The sequence below is a fragment of the Pseudomonas sp. 22072 genome (genome assembly GCF_052046095.1).
Lineage (GTDB): Bacteria > Pseudomonadota > Gammaproteobacteria > Pseudomonadales > Pseudomonadaceae > Aquipseudomonas > Aquipseudomonas paracarnis.
This window is the reverse complement of sequence record NZ_JBQEQE010000014.1, coordinates 70,831-89,448: the sequence shown is the minus strand read 5'-3', so window position 1 is coordinate 89,448 and position 18,618 is coordinate 70,831. Positions and strand designations below refer to the sequence as shown.

The 18,618-nt window shown below is 57.9% G+C and carries 13 protein-coding genes; 2 read left to right on the top strand and 11 right to left on the bottom strand.

What is annotated here, in order from left to right:
* Position 1 precedes the first annotated feature (1 nt).
* Positions 2–454 carry a PaaI family thioesterase gene (locus ACTJLA_RS16230; protein ID WP_054898383.1) on the bottom strand — a complete coding sequence of 151 codons (453 nt, stop codon included), beginning with the start codon at positions 452–454 and terminating at the stop codon, positions 2–4.
* Positions 451–927 (bottom strand): PaaI family thioesterase, encoded by a 477-nt coding sequence (locus ACTJLA_RS16225; RefSeq protein WP_014717736.1) that lies wholly within the window; start codon positions 925–927, stop codon positions 451–453. The genes ACTJLA_RS16230 and ACTJLA_RS16225 overlap by 4 nt, the downstream gene beginning before the upstream one ends.
* A 157-nt stretch (positions 928–1,084) precedes the next feature.
* Here ACTJLA_RS16225 and ACTJLA_RS16220 point away from each other — a divergent pair, with 157 nt between their 5' ends.
* Positions 1,085–1,342 carry a hypothetical protein gene (locus ACTJLA_RS16220; protein ID WP_034127196.1) on the top strand — a complete coding sequence of 86 codons (258 nt, stop codon included), beginning with the start codon at positions 1,085–1,087 and terminating at the stop codon, positions 1,340–1,342.
* A gap of 84 nt (positions 1,343–1,426) precedes the next feature.
* Here ACTJLA_RS16220 and ACTJLA_RS16215 read toward each other — a convergent pair whose 3' ends face one another.
* Entirely contained in the window at positions 1,427–2,167 is a 741-nt protein-coding gene (locus ACTJLA_RS16215) for a DUF599 domain-containing protein (protein WP_054898382.1), read from the bottom strand.
* A gap of 216 nt (positions 2,168–2,383) precedes the next feature.
* On the opposite strand from ACTJLA_RS16215, the gene ACTJLA_RS16210 reads away from it, so the two are divergent.
* The gene (locus ACTJLA_RS16210; RefSeq protein ID WP_314548504.1) at positions 2,384–6,145 is read left to right on the top strand and encodes a dermonecrotic toxin domain-containing protein; all 3,762 of its coding nucleotides are present in this window, start codon (positions 2,384–2,386) and stop codon (positions 6,143–6,145) included.
* A 90-nt stretch (positions 6,146–6,235) separates the two neighbouring features.
* Here the strand turns inward: ACTJLA_RS16210 and brnQ are convergent, their stop codons facing one another.
* From brnQ to sdhA, 8 genes are all read right to left on the bottom strand, one after another.
* Complete coding sequence (gene brnQ, locus ACTJLA_RS16205) at positions 6,236–7,549, bottom strand: branched-chain amino acid transport system II carrier protein (protein WP_054920086.1); 1,314 nt, start codon at positions 7,547–7,549, stop codon at positions 6,236–6,238.
* Between the two features lie 428 nt (positions 7,550–7,977).
* Positions 7,978–8,859, bottom strand: coding sequence for a succinate--CoA ligase subunit alpha (gene sucD / locus ACTJLA_RS16200; protein ID WP_003190013.1), 882 nt, complete (start codon positions 8,857–8,859; stop codon positions 7,978–7,980).
* The gene (gene sucC, locus ACTJLA_RS16195) at positions 8,859–10,025 is read right to left on the bottom strand and encodes an ADP-forming succinate--CoA ligase subunit beta (protein ID WP_003190011.1); all 1,167 of its coding nucleotides are present in this window, start codon (positions 10,023–10,025) and stop codon (positions 8,859–8,861) included. The genes sucD and sucC overlap by 1 nt, the downstream gene beginning before the upstream one ends.
* A 204-nt stretch (positions 10,026–10,229) precedes the next feature.
* On the bottom strand, positions 10,230–11,666 hold the full coding sequence (gene lpdA, locus ACTJLA_RS16190; protein WP_003190010.1) for a dihydrolipoyl dehydrogenase: 1,437 nt from the start codon (positions 11,664–11,666) through the stop codon (positions 10,230–10,232).
* A gap of 99 nt (positions 11,667–11,765) precedes the next feature.
* The gene (odhB, locus tag ACTJLA_RS16185; protein ID WP_314548499.1) at positions 11,766–12,989 is read right to left on the bottom strand and encodes a 2-oxoglutarate dehydrogenase complex dihydrolipoyllysine-residue succinyltransferase; all 1,224 of its coding nucleotides are present in this window, start codon (positions 12,987–12,989) and stop codon (positions 11,766–11,768) included.
* Between the two features lie 44 nt (positions 12,990–13,033).
* Positions 13,034–15,865: a 2-oxoglutarate dehydrogenase E1 component gene (locus ACTJLA_RS16180; RefSeq protein ID WP_440841601.1), complete on the bottom strand. Its 2,832-nt coding sequence runs from the start codon at positions 15,863–15,865 to the stop codon at positions 13,034–13,036.
* Positions 15,866–16,127: 262 nt separating this feature from the next.
* The gene (locus ACTJLA_RS16175) at positions 16,128–16,832 is read right to left on the bottom strand and encodes a succinate dehydrogenase iron-sulfur subunit (protein ID WP_003172807.1); all 705 of its coding nucleotides are present in this window, start codon (positions 16,830–16,832) and stop codon (positions 16,128–16,130) included.
* A gap of 11 nt (positions 16,833–16,843) precedes the next feature.
* Positions 16,844–18,616 carry a succinate dehydrogenase flavoprotein subunit gene (gene sdhA / locus ACTJLA_RS16170; RefSeq protein WP_054920095.1) on the bottom strand — a complete coding sequence of 591 codons (1,773 nt, stop codon included), beginning with the start codon at positions 18,614–18,616 and terminating at the stop codon, positions 16,844–16,846.
* Positions 18,617–18,618: the final 2 nt, after the last annotated feature.

Below are 18,618 nucleotides of genomic sequence, written 5' to 3'. Positions count from 1 at the left end.
TTCAAGGGCGGACCAATTCCTCAATTTTGAAATGTGCCCGGGCAGTGGCAATCGGTTCGGCCGGCGTGCTCTGCCAAGCGGTAATCGCCACGTTGGCCACGCGCCGGCCCTGGCGCCATACCTGACACTTGGCATAGGTGTCCCGAAACTGGCCGGCGCGCAGGTAATCCAGGGAGAAGTCGATGATTTTCGGCAGGCCCGGAGCGCCAGTGAACACCAGCAGGTGCATGGCGGCTGCCAGCTCCATGAAGCCGGCGATCACCCCGCCATGCAGCGCTGGCAATATGGGGTTACCAATATTGTCCTTGCTGGCCGGCAGGCGAAACAGCAACTCATCCCCCAGGCGGGTGCATTCGATGCCGATCAGCCTGGCATAGGGCACCAGCTCGAGCAGCGCATCGTAGTTGCCACGGTCGAGGGCTTGCTCCAGGCGCGTCTTGAACCGATGCGTCATGCCTGTTCTCCCTTGATGACAGTGCCCAAGCCTTGAGTCCCTTTGAGGCGCTTGCCCATGCGCATGAACGTGCCTACCACATGGGCGATAGGTTGTTGCGGGTCATCCTGATAGGCAACGCCACGGGTGAAGATCACGTCGGTGGTGACCCGGTAGCATTGCGCGAAGCCATACACCGGCTTATGGGGTTCGGCGGGATGCATGTAGTCGATACGCAGGTCCAGGGTGGGGCACACCTCGAACTCGGGCAATACGCACAGGGTCGCCATGCCGCAAGCGGTGTCCATCAAGGAGGTCAGCGCGCCGCCGTGGATCACCCCGGTCAGGGGATCACCGACAATATGCGGCCCATAAGGCAGTACGAGGGTCATGCCCTCCTCGCTGGCTTCATGCACCGCCACACCCAGCACCTGGCAATGGCGCAGGGCCGAAACGAAGCGCACGGCACGCTCCAACAAAGGGTTTACGGTCATTGTTTTTAGACTCTTATTAGTGTGAATTCGGCGGATTGGAATGACTGGGTAAAGTTCCTGTACGAAACATGCTATATATCTGTGGGACATAAGGAACTAATGCTGGCCCCTTGGGTTCGAAAGGCCAGTAGATATCTTCAATAAGGAGAAACACCCCATGCGTAAGACATTAGCTATTTCCATGATGCTGGCCGCTGCTCTCGGTCTGGCTGCCTGCGACAAGAAATCCGAAGACAAAGCCCAAGACGCTGCTGCACATGCTGAGCAAGCTCAGCAAGATATGGCTAAAGCACAGGATAAAGTGAACGACGCTGCGAAAGAAAACGCCGAAGCTGCCAAAGCTCAGGCCGAATCGAACGAAGCTGCTGCAAAAGAAGCTGCACCTGCCGCACCTGCAGAACCTGCCAAGCAGTAATCGCAGGGTTTGAAGCTGTATTGCAGCAAAAAGAAAGCCCGCTGACTAAGCGGGCTTTTCTTTGTCTGCGATTTACTGCCAGCGCTACGATGCGCCCTCTTTTACAGCGTCGACTACTGGCATATCGGTCGGGGTATACACCATCACCTGCAATACATCGGAATGGAACTCGCGGCGGTACAGCACCAACACCACCCCACTGCTCATCAACATGAACAACCAGGGGCTGACAAACCAGGCCAGCATGGTCATGCCGAAGTAATACGCACGCAGGCCAAAGTTGAACTGGTTGGCCGCCATCGAAATCACCCGCGCCGCCCGCAAGGCAAATGCATTGCGCTCCTGCTCCGACACATGTCGTTCACCAATCATCGGCGCCGAGCCCACCAGCACCGCCGCGAAGTTGTACTGACGCATGCACCAGCTGAAAGTAAAAAACGCATAGACAAATACCAGGGCCAGGCACAGCAACTTGACCTCCGACATGCCCTGGGACGCCTGCTGCACCATTGGAATGTCTGCCAGCAACGACACCGCCCGCTCCGAAGCACCGAGCACGGTCAGGATACCCGCAAGGATGATCAAAGTACTGGAGGCAAAGAACGAGGCATTACGCTCCAGGTTGCCGATCACGCTGGCATCGGCGATGCGGTTATCGCGCAACAGCATGCGGCGCATCCAGTCTTCACGGTACAGGTGTAACACGCTGGCCAGGCAGGCCGTATCTCGAGCTTTCCAGGTGGCATAACGGGTATAGCCGCCCCAGCAGAGAATGAACCACAGTGCGGCAAGCAGGTGGACTTGATTGGTTTCGACGAACGACATGCGGGTCCTTCTAAATGTGAGCCCGGTGAGTTGTGCAACAAATATCAAAACCCCGGCCGTACTACCTGTCTTTTATGAGAATTCCTGTTTCCAGATGTACATGAGTTCGGCCTTGGAACCAATAGGACGCCTCCACTCACTTAGTTGGCCCCAGGGCACGAAGCCTTGATCATTTCTCAGGCGGAAGGAACTGCATATCTATCCTTAGGATGTTAAATGCGCTCAACGTCTCTCTCTGTCAGCCAAACACATGCGCCGCAAGCGATCCAGCTGTCCGTGGGCACAGCCTCTGAATCAACAACGCAACACCCGCCTTTATCGCATCACCCTCAGCCCAAACCGTTGGGACTGGACACGGATGATCGGATCAAAATCCAGGTAGCCGGCATAAAGCCAGTCGTTGCCAATGATACAGGGCCGAACGCAGTCGCCGCGCAATCCCAATTGATTGAGCAGCATCAGGCGTACAACCAGAAAATTATTGATTTACTCAGTCAGCAGATGACATTCCAACGCTTCACCCAGGCTCAGTTGAAAAAAGCCTTTCCCCAGCTCACATCAATCGACCCGAACATTATCCACGTCAACACCTATCGAAAACAGCCGCCGGCAGAGCCCGTGCTGATTTCTACGCAAATCTTATCGGAGGCATTGCTCGAAAAAGTCGCGCAAGTCCACATAAACGCCGTCACTGGCACGCCCAACACTGAAGAGCACAGTGCCGACATACAAACGGGCTTTTACATTGACGGACCTGCGGGTGCTCCCCAAACCAGGTTGGAGCATCAGGGTTCCCTGCTGACGCTTGCACACGATATCGCAACCCGCTTTTCAGGCGCGCTCAGTAGCTACTGGAAAAGATCACCCGTAGGCTCCCCCAAGCAGCCATCACGATCAGCCCAACTGCTCGCCCTGCATCGGCAAATGCTTTCCACCGAGGCAGCCCTGCGGGTTGAAGACGGAACCCTCAGCGAGGCTGGCAAAAAGCTGATCGACACCGCCTTTCAGTACCCCACCCTTGAAGCACGCGAGCGCGAACTTCCCGCAGGGGATCGGCCTGGGGTGTATCCGATCCGGATAGATGACAACTCCGCCAACGGCGCATTTTTAGCCGGTTGTTTTCTTATCACTCGCAGCGACGGCTCGTCGGCCGAGGCACCTTACACCGCAAGTGACACCCGTAATATCGGGCTGGATGACACCACCGGGCCTGTAGTGCTTTATACCCCCGGGGACGGTTTCGAGGAGTTCGCGAGCCCTGGCAAAGCCCGCGAAGCATTGATGCAGAGAATCGATAATGATGACGAGAAGGCCAACCTGCTACTCAAAAGTCTACCGGTGTCGGTAGAGCACAGTCGAAACCCTCAGTGGGGTGATGATTTAATGCTGGGATTCGCCCCCGTCTGCGGCGACGTAGTGGCACAAACCTTTCCCCAGTTGTTGCAGCGACAGGCTGACGAGGTCAATGAAACCATGCAGGCCGGGTTCGCCCAAGCGCAAGCCGAAGCTGGCTCCTCTCGCACACCGTCGTTGCTCTCTGCCCAAACTGTCGAAACCATCAATGATGCAGCGGATCTTTCACTGCATTTCGATGGCAGTAATGCCCTGCTCGCACGCAATGAGCAACTGCACAACAAACTGCAGCCACAATGGCTTAAAGAACTGACTCCCCAACAAGAAACGAGCTATAGGGAGCTGGAGGAAGCACAGGATACAAGCCTTACGCACTTGCAAGCGCTATTGGCAAACATCCCGGACCCCAACATTTTCGCCAAACAGTTGCTGGCCCAGGCGTTGAAAGCCAAGCTGCCGGACCGCTACCAGCACGAGGAAATAGACCCTGACCACGTGATGGTTCAGATGACCACACAGCAGTCGAGCAATCGCGGCCTTTTAGGTTCCGCAAACGCACCAAAGCCGAAGATCCACACCCGATCGCTTACCGACCTGACGCTCATGAACACAACGCCATGGCATGAACGCTCGCCGACGAGCACCTGGGCCGCTCGCGTCGTAAGTGCCAATGGAAAATACCTGCTGACCCTGGATAAGCCGTTTCTCGAGGACCTGATCAGCCAAACCGATGTGGGCGGCAAATACCTCAAACTACTGGATGACAAACTCAGCCCCACTGCCACCTCCGACGAAGCCAGGGTGCTGCCCGACGCGTGGAAAAACCATCTGAAGGCAAGGATGGCCAAGGACGCGTTCATCACCAGCCTGGATCCCGACGCCTATCTGAACAGGCAAAAAATCGCCGAACAATGGATCGAAGCGACGCTTGAGCATAGCGACTCCACCACCTGGCCAATCGTGAATGGTGCGTCCATCGTCTCGCATAGAGTGGTCCTGAACGGCAAACCCGTCCAGGGCATGATGGTCATCAAACCGACCAACCACCCCTCGCTGGTGCTGTACAGCCCGGATGCTCCCGACGGACGTCCTTTCAGAGAAATTGTGGACGAGGATCAACTTAACACGCTGCTGAACACGTCCGAGTGGATGTCCTACATGGATCAGCGGGTATCACCTGTTGATCGATACAATATTCACGACACCCTGTTTTTGCCTCAGCTCGGCACGTGGCTCAAGAAATTCGCGGCCGACCATGAAGCGGGCATCCGGCTGAAGCCGTTCAAAGGTAGCATCACTGAAAACCTGTACATGCAGGAGGTGGGGTTACTCAGAGGGAGAGCGTCGGTTGGGATGACAACCAGCGCAGAGATATCGGCCCGATCCACAGCCAACAAATTAATGTTCGCCGCAGACATAGCCCAATTCGTTCTAAGCCTCATCCCGGTCAACGCTGGTATGTCAGCCACCAACAGGCTCTCCAAGGCTGCGCTAAGAACGTTGCGTACACCCGGACAAAGCCTGCCCAAGCTCCTCACCCAACCGGGACGCTGGGGGGCGGTGTACAACGACTTCGCCATGGCTGCGTCGGGTATCCCTTTACTCAAAAGGACCCCGTTGCGCCCAGTGTTCAGAAGCCCTGGGCGCACGCTCCAACAGCGACTGACAATCACGGCAGGTACAAACGGTACGCCAAGCGGTCACGTCGTACCGGTTCCGGGTACGTCGATATCGGCCGGCCGCCCCTCAAGCATCCCGACTCAATTGCCGAACCCGGCCCACCCTGTACAGAACCGTGGGGACCTCGCCGCGCACGCACTGGATAATCAGCTACTGGCAGGAAAACCGCTCAGCGCCACCGGGCCACAACAAGTCGGTGAAAAATGGTTGATCCGTTACACCGATAACTCAGACGTGAGCAGGGTCTATCAAATAAGCCCAGCGTTCAAATTCGAATCAGGATTTGTAAACGTTATAAACCCCGAGACAAAGCGTCGGGTGGCTACGCTTTTGAACAAAGGGAACGGCGAATGGGTGCTAACCGGTTTGCCGGGAGGCGCCAAACTACCTCAAACGCTAGCCCCCCTACCGCAGCCTCATTCTGCCTCCTCGGCGGAAAACCTAGTGCCTGCAAGCAGCTCCACCACCTCCGGCAGTTCGCGAATAGAGCCGCCCATTCGAAAACCACTTGCAGTGCTGGTCAATACCAGGGCTCGTGACCTGAACGCCGAGCTGCATCTGGCCGGAGCGGCATTGAACCCCCGAGCGGCCCGAGCGGAACTGGTTCGCATCACAAAGCCGGATGACCTGAAGGTTGTATTGAAACCCGATACAGTCAGCAAGTTCGTCTTCACTCAAGACAACCAACTGATCATCGGTACTATCGACAAAAGTGCACCGCCAAAATGGTTATCACATCCTGCAATCGCGGAAATCGGTGCTGGCAGTGGCCAATCAGAAAAGGTAGTCAGCGCAGGCTATATAAGGAAAGACGCCTTCGGGAAATTCCACCTTTCCGATGTCTCTGGACACTATCTACCCAAAAAAAGCGATTTAAGGCCCGCCCAGGAATATTTGAGGAACATGGGAGTGGATTCGACAAAGAGCAAGTTCCCGATACCCTGAAACAGGCAGCCTGGCTTGGCACTGCGTACAAAAAAAGCCCCGGATCATTTGATCCGGGGCTTTTTAATTGCAGCGTATAAGTCAGAGGTTTTAAGCGATCGCTTCGCTGCGCTTGCCCAGCATACGGTCAATCACCACGGCCACGACCAGCGTCATCAACGATGGTACCAGCCACGCCAAACCTTGCTCGCTCAGCGGCAAGTTGGCCAACTGTGTAGGCATCCAACCCGCCAGGCCCGCGCCCTTGAGCGCGTCGATGCAGCCAAAGATGAACGACACCAGCATCACCGGGCCGACGATACGGCCCTGTTCCTGCCAGAACCCTTTGCAGAAGCTCAAGGCCACCAACACGATGCACGGCGGGTAGATCGCGGTCAGCACCGGGATCGAGAAGGCAATGAGTTTGGTCAAGCCCAGGTTGGACACAAACAGCGAGAACAGTGCCAGGATCACCACCAGGGTCTTGTAGGACAGCGGCAGGATCTTGCTGAAGTACTCGGCGCAGGCACAGGTCAGGCCCACGGCGGTCACCAGGCATGCCAGGGAAATCAGCACGGCGAGGAAACCACTACCCAAGGAGCCGAACGTGTATTGCACATAGGCATGCAGTACCGCCGCGCCATTGCTGGCACCCGCGGCCACGGCATGGCTGCCCGAACCCAGACGGAACAGGCTGACGTACACCAGTGCCAGGCCCACGCCGGCAATTAGCCCGGCAATGATCGCGTAACGGGTGATCAGCTTGGGCGACTCGACGCCACGGGAGCGGATAGCGTTGACGATCACAATGCCGAACACCAGGGCGCCCAGGGTATCCATGGTCAGGTAACCATTGATAAAGCCTTGGGAGAACGGCGCGGCAACGTATTCCGGCGTGGCAACCCCCACCTCACCGGCGGGCAAGGCAAACGCAGCGATACCGAGGATAGCCAGGGCGATGATCTTCAGCGGCGCCAGGAAACGGCCCACGGTGTCCAGCAGTCGCCCTGGATACAGGGAGACAAAGAACACCACCAGGAAATACACCGAGCTGTAGAGGAACAACGCCAACGGGCTTTCACCGGTCAAGGGCGCCAGGCCCACTTCAAACGATACTGTTGCGGTGCGTGGGGTCGCAAACAGCGGGCCCACTGCCAGGTAGGCCGCTGCCGCCAGCAAGCCACCGGCAATCTTGCCAATTGGGCTGCTCAGCGCGTCCATGCCACCACCGACCTTGGCCAGGGCGATCACGGTGACCACCGGCAAACCGACTGCGGTGATCAGGAAGCCCAGCGCCGCCATCCACACATGCGGCCCGGACTGCAAACCCACGATAGGCGGGAAGATGATGTTGCCGGCGCCCACGAACAGGGCAAAGGTCATAAAGCCCAGCGCCAGGATATCCTGGCTTTTCAACACTTTCATTTGAGGAAATACCACACTACTGAATCGGAATTTAGAGAGGGCTTCCCTATGGATGAGGGAAATGCTGCCGGCCCTTGTGGGGACCGACCGGTCTAGCGCGCAGCTTCCTTTTGGGACGCGGACGCATAAAGAGGCGGCTAGAGTACAGAATCAGGCTGACAAACGCACTGTTGCGGGGCGAACTGTCCGATAAGCGACATTTGAATGTCGCGTTTTCATACTTAATTGGGCAACACAGAACCCTGTGGGAGCTGGCTTGCCTGCGATGGCATCGACTCGGTTTGGCTGATGCACCCAGTTGTCTGTATCGCAGGCAAGCCAGCTCCCACATTGAACCGAGCACATTCGTCAATCTGGCTATATCCAGAATGCACAAAGGCCACCCGAAGGTGGCCTTTGTGTGGTAAAGCGTCAGCTAAGCGCGAGGCTTACTTGACAGCCCAACCGGTCAGCTCGGCCAGGGCCTTGCCGATGTCTGCCAGCGAACGCACGGTTTTAACGCCTGCGTCTTGCAGTGCAGCGAATTTCTCGTCTGCAGTGCCTTTGCCGCCAGAGATGATTGCGCCAGCATGGCCCATGCGCTTGCCCGCAGGGGCAGTCACACCAGCGATGTAGGAAACAACCGGCTTGGTCACGTGTGCCTTGATGTAGGCAGCCGCTTCTTCTTCAGCCGAACCGCCGATCTCACCGATCATCACGATCGCTTCGGTCTTCGGGTCTTCCTGGAACAGCTTCAGGATGTCGATGAAGTTGGAGCCTGGGATCGGGTCACCGCCGATGCCGACGCAAGTCGACTGACCGAAACCGGCGTCAGTGGTCTGCTTGACAGCTTCGTAGGTCAGGGTGCCGGAACGGGAAACGATACCGACTTTACCTGGCAAGTGAATGTGACCTGGCATAATGCCGATCTTGCATTCGCCTGGGGTGATCACGCCTGGGCAGTTAGGGCCGATCAGGACTACACCCAGCTCGTCGCACTTAACTTTAGCGTCCAGCATGTCCAGGGTAGGAATGCCTTCGGTGATGCAGACGATCAGCTTGATGCCGCCGAAGGCCGCTTCCAGGATCGAGTCCTTGCAGAAAGGAGCTGGAACGTAGATCACGCTGGCAGTGGCGCCAGTGGCTTCTACCGCTTCTTTCACGGTGTTGAACACGGGCAGGCCCAGGTGCTCGGTGCCGCCTTTGCCTGGTGTTACGCCGCCAACCATCTGGGTGCCGTATTCGATGGCTTGCTGGGTGTGGAAACTACCTTGCGAACCGGTAATACCCTGGCAGATAACTTTGGTGTCTTTATTGATCAGGACGCTCATTACTTGCCCTCCGCAGCTTTGACAACTTGTTGAGCAGCGTCGGTCAGGCTGGTAGCCGCGATGATGTTCAAACCGCTTTCTGCCAGTACTTTAGCGCCCAGTTCAGCGTTGTTACCTTCAAGGCGAACAACAACCGGGATTTTAACGCCGACTTCTTTCACTGCACCGATGATGCCTTCGGCAATCATGTCGCAACGAACGATGCCGCCGAAGATGTTGACCAGTACTGCGGCGACGTTGGAGTCGGACAGGATGATCTTGAACGCTTCGGTAACGCGTTCCTTGGTAGCGCCACCACCTACGTCGAGGAAGTTGGCTGGCTTGCCGCCATGCAGGTTGACGATGTCCATGGTACCCATGGCCAGGCCGGCACCGTTGACCATGCAGCCGATGTTACCTTCCAGGGCTACGTAGTTCAGTTCGAACTTGGCAGCGTGCGCTTCGCGCGGATCGTCTTGCGACGGATCGTGGAAAGTCTTCAGCTTAGGCTGACGGTACATGGCGTTGGCGTCGATGTTGATCTTGGCATCGAGGCAGTGCAGATCGCCGTCAGCCTTGATCACCAGCGGGTTCACTTCCAGCAGGGCCAGATCGTGATCCTGGAACAGTTTGGCCAGACCTACGAAGATCTTGGCGAACTGGGCAACTTGCTTGCCTTCCAGGCCCAGCTGGAAAGCCAGCTCGCGACCCTGGAATGGCTGAGCGCCAACCAGTGGATCGATAGTGGCCTTCAGAATTTTTTCTGGGGTTTCGTGAGCGATTTTCTCGATGTCCACGCCACCTTCGGTGGAAGCCATGAACACGATGCGACGGCTCGAACGGTCAACGACAGCGCCCAGGTACAGCTCTTTAGCGATATCAGTGCACGATTCAACCAGGATCTTGGTGACTGGTTGGCCATTGGCATCAGTCTGGTAAGTCACCAGACGCTTGCCCAGCCACTGCTGTGCGAAGGCCTTGGCGTCTTCTTTGCTGCGAACCAGCTTGACGCCGCCCGCTTTACCGCGACCACCGGCGTGGACCTGGGCTTTGACAACCCACTCGCTGCCGCCGATTTTGTCGCAAGCTTCTGCTGCTGCTTCCGGGGTGTCTACTGCGTAGCCCTTGGAAACTGGCAGGCCGTATTCAGCGAACAGCTGCTTACCCTGATACTCGTGAAGATTCATGCTTTTTACCGTCTTCGTTAGGTACTGCGCATTCGGCGCTGCGCTCATTATGAGTGCCGCGCCACCTGTGACTGCTGCTTGCGCAACTTGCGGGGCTTATGGCCCGTAAAGCTGCGCAAGGCTGCGTCCAGCGGATATTCCGCGGTGAGTCTTGCGCGCAAGGCTCACGACGGGCAACTCCGCCGTGGTTTCTTATTATCTCGCTTAGCGCTTCTTGCGGTTGGCGATGTGGATGGCGCCGCCATTCACTGCCAACGCTGCTTCGTGCAACGCTTCGGACAGGGTCGGATGGGAGAAGACCATCATGCCCAAGTCCTCGGCACTGGTGCCGAATTCCATGCCGATCGCGCCTTGCTGAACCAGTTCTGCAGCGCTTGGGCCAATCACGTGGACGCCCAAAACGCGGTCAGTCTTGGCATCAGCGATGACTTTGACAAAACCACCGGTGTCGTTGGCTGCCATGGCACGGCCAGAAGCGGCAAACGGGAAGGTGCCGACGTTAACTTCAACGCCTTCAGCTTTCAACTGCTGTTCGTTCTTGCCGACCCATGCAATTTCCGGGTGGGTGTAGATAACCGATGGGATCAGGTCGTAGTTCATCTGGGTCTTGTGACCCTTGATGCGCTCAACAACCATGATGCCCTCTTCGGAAGCCTTGTGGGCCAGCATCATGCCACGAACCACGTCGCCAATGGCATAGACGCCAGGCACGGTGGTAGCGCAATGATCGTCAACGTGGATGAAACCACGCTCGTCGATGTTCACGCCGCTGTCGGAAGCCAACAGGTCATTGGTCACTGGGCGGCGACCAACGGCAACGATCAGCTTGTCGAAGGTGATGGTCTGCTCGCCGTCTTTATCGGTGTAGGTCACCACGACTTCTTCGCCGTTGACCTTGGAACCGGTAACACGGGCGCCAAGCTTGATGTCCAGACCTTGTTTGGTCAGGGTTTTCAGCGCTTCCTTGGAGACTGCAGTGTCAGCCGCCAGCAGGAACGTGTCCAGGGCTTCCAGCACGGTGACTTCAGCGCCAAGGCGCGACCATACCGAGCCCAGCTCCAGACCGATGACGCCAGCGCCGATCACGCCCAGGCGCTTAGGCACAGCCTGGAATTCCAGGGCGCCGGTCGAATCAACGATCACGTTGTTATCAACAGGAGCAGGCGGAATGTCGATTGGACGCGAACCTGGCGCCAGGATCACGTTTTCGGCTTCGATGACTTCAACCGAACCGTCTGGCTTGGTGACTTCAACTTTCTTGCCGGCCAGCAGCTTGCCGTGGCCTTGAATCGAAGTAACGCCGTTGGCCTTGAACAAGGTCGCAACGCCGGAAGTCAGGCCTTTGACGATGTTGGCTTTACGGCCGACCATTGCTGGTACGTCCATGGTCACGCCAGCATGGTTGATGCCGTGGATCGCGAAGCCGTCTTGGGCTTCGTGGAATTTCCAGGAGCTGTCCAGCAGCGCCTTGGACGGAATGCAACCCACGTTCAGGCAAGTACCGCCCAGCGCCAGTTTGCCTTCCTTGTCGGTGTATTTTTCGATGCAAGCAGTGGACAGGCCCAGTTGCGCAGCCTTGATGGCGGCAACATAGCCGCCAGGGCCTGCACCAATCACTACAACGTCAAATTTCTGTGTCATGAAAATAGATCCTCTATTTGCGACAAGCTTCTAGTCACACGTTGCAAGCCAAGCTGCTTTTTCCTACAGCTTGTAGCTCGCAACGTGCAACTGCTTCTATCAGATGTCCAGGAGCAGGCGAGCCGGGTCTTCCAGCAGGTTCTTGATGGTCACCAGGAACGTCACGGCTTCTTTACCGTCGATCAGGCGGTGATCGTAAGACAGTGCCAGGTACATCATTGGGCGGATCACGACCTGGCCGTTGATGGCCATCGGACGCTGGATGATGTTGTGCATGCCCAGGATCGCGGCCTGCGGTGGGTTGACGATCGGCGTCGACATCATCGAACCGAAGGTACCACCGTTGGTGATGGTGAAGGTACCGCCGGTCATCTCGTCGATGGTCAGCTTGCCGTCACGGGCTTTCTTGCCGAAGCCAGCGATGCCGCCTTCGATTTCGGCCAGGCTCATCAGCTCGGCGTTACGCAGGACTGGAACCACCAGGCCACGGTCGCTGGACACGGCGACGCCGATATCCGAGTAGCCGTGGTAAACGATGTCGCCGCCGTCGATGGAAGCGTTGACTGCCGGGAAGCGCTTCAGCGCTTCGGTGGCCGCTTTCACGAAGAACGACATGAAGCCCAGGCGCACGCCGTTGTGGGACTTCTCGAACAGATCCTTGTACTTCGAACGCAGGGCCATGACTTCGGTCATGTCGACTTCGTTGAAGGTGGTCAGCATCGCCATGTTCGACTGAGCTTCAACCAGGCGCTTGGCCACGGTGGCACGTACGCGAGTCATCGGTACGCGCTTCTCGGTGCGGTCGCCAGCGGCAAACACAGGCGCAGCGGCAGCAGGCGCTGCAGCCTTGGCAGGTGCGGCAGCCGGAGCGTTCTTCTTGGCTTCAACTGCGGCAACCACGTCTTCCTTGGTCACACGGCCATCTTTGCCGGTGCCCTTGATGGAAGCCAGGTTGATGCCGTTTTCTTCAGCCAGTTGACGCGCAGCCGGAGCAGCGATTGGATCTTCGCCACCGGCTGCCGGCGCAGCGGCAGGCGCCGAAGCAGCCGGTGCAGCAGCGGCAGGAGCAGGCGCTGCAGCAGCGCTGCCCTCTTCGATCGAGCCCAGTACCTGGTTCGACAGAACGGTAGCGCCCTCTTCAGCAACGATCGCGCCCAGCACGCCGTCAGCTTCGGCCAATACTTCCAGAACGACTTTGTCGGTCTCGATGTCGACGATCAGGTCGTCACGCTTGACGGCCTCGCCTGGTTTCTTGTGCCAAGTGGCAACGGTGCCATCGGCAACCGATTCCGGGAATGACGGGGCTTTGATTTCGATAGCCATTATCTGTAGGTCCTTAAAATTCGGTTTCAGTCAGCGCGAAGGCGTTAAACAGTGAAAGCATCTTGCAGCAGTTTTTCCTGCTGCTCGGCGTGCATCGACGCGTAACCACAGGCAGGTGCAGCAGAAGCATCACGACCGGCATACTCAAGGACCAAAGCCTTGTTGTGGTTGCCGATGCTGCGACGCAGATGATGCTGGCTGCTGTACCAGGCGCCCTGGTTCATCGGTTCTTCCTGACACCACACTACGTTCGTGAGGTTGGTGTAAGGCGCGATGATCTCCATGAGGTCATCTTCCGGGAACGGATAAAGCTGCTCGATACGCACGATGGCGATGTCTTCGCGGCCTTCGGCACGGCGTTTTTCCAACAGATCGTAGTAGACCTTGCCGCTGCACAGGATCAGGCGAGTGACCTTGGCGGCGTCCAGCGTATCGATCTCTGGAATCACGGTCTGGAACGAACCTTGGGCCAGATCTTCCAGGGTCGAAACGGCCAGCTTGTGACGCAACAGCGACTTCGGCGTCAGCACCACCAGCGGCTTGCGCAGCGGACGGATCACCTGGCGACGCAGCAAGTGGTAGATCTGCGCCGGGGTCGTCGGCACGCACACCTGAATGTTGTGCTCGGCGCACAATTGCAGGTAACGCTCCAGACGGGCCGAGGAGTGCTCAGGGCCCTGACCTTCATAACCGTGTGGCAGCAGCATGGTCAGACCGCACAGACGGCCCCACTTGTGCTCGCCGCTGGTGATGAACTGGTCGATAACCACCTGGGCACCGTTGGCGAAGTCGCCGAACTGGGCTTCCCAGATCACCAGCGCGTTCGGCGTGGTGGTCGAGTAACCGTATTCGAACGCCAGTACGGCTTCTTCGGACAGGAACGAATCGTACAGGTCGAAACGTGGCTGGCCTTCGTAAAGGTTCTGCAACGGGATGTAGGTGCCCGCGTCTTTCTGGTTGTGCAATACAGCATGACGGTGCGAGAACGTACCGCGGCCGATGTCCTGGCCGGTCATGCGGATCGGGTGACCTTCGAACGCCAGGGTCGCGTACGCCATGGTTTCGGCGTAACCCCAGTTGATCGGCAGGCCGCCAACTTGCATCTTCTGACGGTCTTCGTAGATCTTCGCAACCTGGCGCTGTACGACGAAGCCTTCGGGAATTTCCAGCAGCTTGGCGGACAGTTCCTGCAACGTCTTCAAATCGAACGAGGTATCGTGACGGGCAGTCCAGGTGTGACCCAGGTACGGGCGCCAGTCAACGAACAGCTCTTTGTTCGGCTCCTTGACCAGGCTTTTCACTACATGCAGGCCGTTGTCCAGCGCGTTGCGGTATTCGTCGACTTTCGCCTGAACACGCGCATCGTCAACCACGCCGGCCTTGGTCAGGCTTTCGGCGTACAGCTCACGGGTGGTGCGCTGCTTGGTGATCTGCTGGTACATCAACGGCTGGGTGCCGCTTGGCTCGTCCGCTTCGTTGTGACCGCGACGGCGGTAGCAAACCAGGTCGATGACCACGTCACGCTTGAACTGCATGCGGTAGTCGACAGCCAGTTGGGTCACGAACAGCACGGCTTCCGGATCATCGCCATTCACATGGAGGATCGGCGCCTGGATCATCTTGGCAACGTCGGTGGCGTACTCGGTGGAGCGCGCATCCAACGGGTTGCTGATGGTGAAGCCCACCTGGTTGTTGATGACGATGTGAACGGTACCGCCGGTCTTGAAGCCGCGAGTCTGCGACATCTGGAACGTTTCCAGGACCACGCCTTGACCGGCGAATGCCGCGTCACCGTGGATGGAAATCGGCAGCACTTTCTCACCGGTGGCGTCGTTACGACGATCCTGGCGAGCACGCACCGAACCCTCGACCACTGGCGAAACGATTTCCAGGTGGGAGGGGTTGAATGCCATGGCCAGGTGAACTTCACCGCCGGTGGTCATCACGTTGGACGAGAAGCCCTGGTGGTATTTAACGTCACCGGAACCCAACTCGACCTTCTTCTTGCCTTCGAACTCGTCGAACAGCTCACGCGGGTTCTTGCCGAAGGTGTTGACCAACACGTTCAGGCGACCACGGTGAGCCATGCCGATCACGATTTCCTTGGTGCCATAGGAACCGGAACGCTGGATCAGCTCGTCGAGCATCGGAATCAGGCTTTCGCCGCCTTCCAGGCCGAAACGCTTGGTGCCTGGGTATTTGGTGCCCAGGTATTTTTCGAGGCCTTCGGCCGCGGTCACACGCTCCAGCAGGTGGCCGCGCACATCGGCGGACAATACCGGACGGCCACGCACGCCTTCCAGGCGGTGCTGGAACCACTGGCGCTGCTCGGAATCGGTGATGTGCGTAAATTCAGCGCCGATGGTGCGGCAATATGTCTGCTGCAACGCTTCGTGAATTTCGCGTAGGCTCGCTTCCTCTTTGCCGATGAACAGGTCGCCGGCACGGAAGGTCGTATCAAGATCGGCATTGGTCAAGCCGTAATGATTGATCGACAGGTCTGCAGGTGCAGGACGCCGCCACAGCCCCAGCGGGTCAAGCTGGGCTGCCTGGTGGCCACGCATACGGTAGGCCTGGATCAGTCGCAGTACTTCAACTTGCTTCTTCTCATGCTCACTGCTCACGCTGCCGGCGGAAACCGGTTGGGCGCGGCGCTGGTTCTTTGCCAGCAGCACGAACTGATCGCGAATTGTTGCGTGCGATACATCGGTGGCAGCGTTGCCGTCTGAAGACAACGTCTGAAATTTGGTGCGCCATTCTTCTGGCACAGCGTTAGGGTCGTGCAGGTAGAGCTCATAAAGCTCTTCCACATAGGCAGCGTTACCACCTGAAAGATAGCCGCTGTTCCACATGCGCTGCATCACGCTTTCTTGCATGCTTGGTCACCCTCGATTTGGGGACACCACCGGCGAAAACACCGAGTTTGCTTGCAAAAGGCCAAGTGCAGCGACCAAAACAAGCCACTTAGGATCACGCTGATAGTTCGGGTACCAACCCGAATGCCCCTGCTTGTCTCATTTCTTCAAAATAAGAGCCGCGGCTTTGTAAGTCGCTGCTCAAGTTAAAACTACGGCGCCGGTTGAAGCCTGCGCCGCAGCATTTACGGGCACAACGGTCCTGCTTTTACTACAACGTCAGTTACACGCCGCTCTGCAGCAGCATGTTACGGATGTGACCAATGGCCTTAGTCGGGTTCAGGCCTTTAGGACATACGTTGACGCAGTTCATGATCCCGCGGCAGCGGAATACGCTGAACGGGTCATCCAGCGAAGCCAGACGCTCGGACGTCTTGGTATCACGGCTGTCTGCCAGGAAGCGGTAGGCTTGCAGCAGCGCAGCTGGACCCAGGAACTTGTCCGGGTTCCACCAGAAGGACGGGCAGGATGTCGAGCAGCAAGCGCACAGGATGCACTCGTACAGGCCATCGAGTTTTTCACGTTCTTCCGGGGACTGCAGACGCTCGATGGCCGGAGCCGGCGTGTCGTTCTGCAGGAACGGCTTAACTTTCTCGTATTGCTTGTAGAAGATGCTCATATCGACGACCAGGTCACGGATAACCGGCAAACCTGGCAGCGGACGAACGATCAGCTTGTTGCCTTTGACCACGGCGGACAGCGGCGTGATGCACGCCAGGCCGTTTTTGCCGTTGATGTTCATGCCGTCGGAACCGCACACACCTTCACGGCAAGAGCGACGATAGGAGAAACCCTCGTCCTGCTCTTTGATCAGTGCCAGTACATCCAGCACCATCAGGTCTTTACCACCGGTATCGACCTGGAATTCCTGCATGAACGGCGCAGCGTCCTGATCAGGGTTGTAGCGATAAACACTGACTTTCAACATGGCAGCCACCCTTAGTAAGTCCGAATCTTCGGTTCAAACGTCGGTACCGTCTTCGGCGAGAAGTTCACGGCACGCTTGGTTACGCGCTTGTCACCCGGGAAGTACAGGGTGTGGCACAACCAGTTTTCGTCGTCGCGATCTTCGAAGTCTTCACGAGCGTGAGCACCACGGGATTCTTTACGAACCTCGGCGGCGATCGCCGTCGCTTCAGCCACTTCCAGCAGGTTTTGCAGTTCAAGGGCTTCGATACGAGCGGTGTTGAACGCCTGGCTCTTATCGTTGATCTTGACGTTGGCGATGCGCGTGCGCAGGTCGGCCAGCTGGGCAATACCCTTCTGCATGTATTCGCCGGTACGGAACACACCGAAGTAGTTCTGCATGCAGCTTTGCAGCTCGCGACGCAGGGTTGCTACGTCTTCGCCATCAGTGCGCTCGTTCAGAGCGTTCAGACGCGCCAGGGCAGCTTCGATGTTGGCGTCGGTGGCGTCATCGTATTCGATGCCGTCAGTCAGCGCCTTTTCCAGGTGCAGGCCGGCCGCGCGACCGAATACCACCAGGTCAAGCAGCGAGTTGCCGCCCAGGCGGTTGGCACCGTGAACCGATACGCAAGCCACTTCGCCTACCGCGAACAGACCATGGATGATCTCGTCCTCGCCTTCGGCGTTCTGGGTGATTGCCTGGCCATGAATGTTGGTCGGCACGCCGCCCATCATATAGTGGCAAGTTGGAACCACCGGAACCGGCGCAACTACCGGGTCAACGTGGGCAAAGGTCTTGGACAGCTCGCAGATACCAGGCAGGCGGCTGTGCAGCACTTCTTCGCCCAGGTGATCGAGCTTGAGCAGTACGTGGTCGCCATTCGGGCCACAGCCGTTACCGGCGATGATCTCTTTAACCATCGAGCGAGCCACAACGTCACGACCCGCCAAGTCTTTGGCGTTCGGAGCATAACGCTCCATGAAACGCTCGCCGTGCTTGTTGATCAGGTAACCACCTTCACCACGGCAACCTTCGGTCACCAGCACACCGGCGCCGGCGATGCCGGTCGGGTGGAACTGCCACATTTCGATGTCTTGTACCGGTACGCCAGCACGCAGGGCCATGCCGACGCCGTCACCGGTGTTGATCAGGGCATTGGTGGTCGACGCGTAGATACGACCTGCACCACCGGTCGCCAGCACAGTAGCCTTGGCGCGGATGTAGGTGGTTTCACCGGTTTCGATGCAGATGGCGATCACACCGACGAACTCGCCTTGTGCGTTCTTGACCAGGTCAACCGCGTAGTACTCGTTCAGGAACGTGGTACCGGCTTTCAGGTTGCCCTGATAAAGGGTGTGCAGCAGCGCGTGACCGGTACGGTCCGACGCAGCGCAGGTACGGGCAGCCTGGCCGCCTTTACCGTAGTCCTTCGACTGGCCGCCGAATGGACGCTGGTAGATACGGCCTTGCTCGGTACGGGAGAACGGCAGACCCATGTGGTCCAGCTCGAACACCGCGGCCGGGCCTTCCTGACACATGTATTCGATAGCGTCCTGGTCACCGATGTAGTCGGAACCCTTGACGGTATCGTACATGTGCCAGCGCCAGTCATCGTTCGGGTCGGCGGAGGCGATGGCGCAGGTGATGCCACCCTGGGCCGATACGGTGTGCGAGCGCGTCGGGAACACCTTGGTGATCACGGCAGTCTTGTGACCGCCCTGGGCCAGCTGCAGCGCAGCGCGCATGCCAGCACCGCCGCCACCAATAATGATGGCGTCGAATGAAATAGTTGGAATGTTAGCCATGA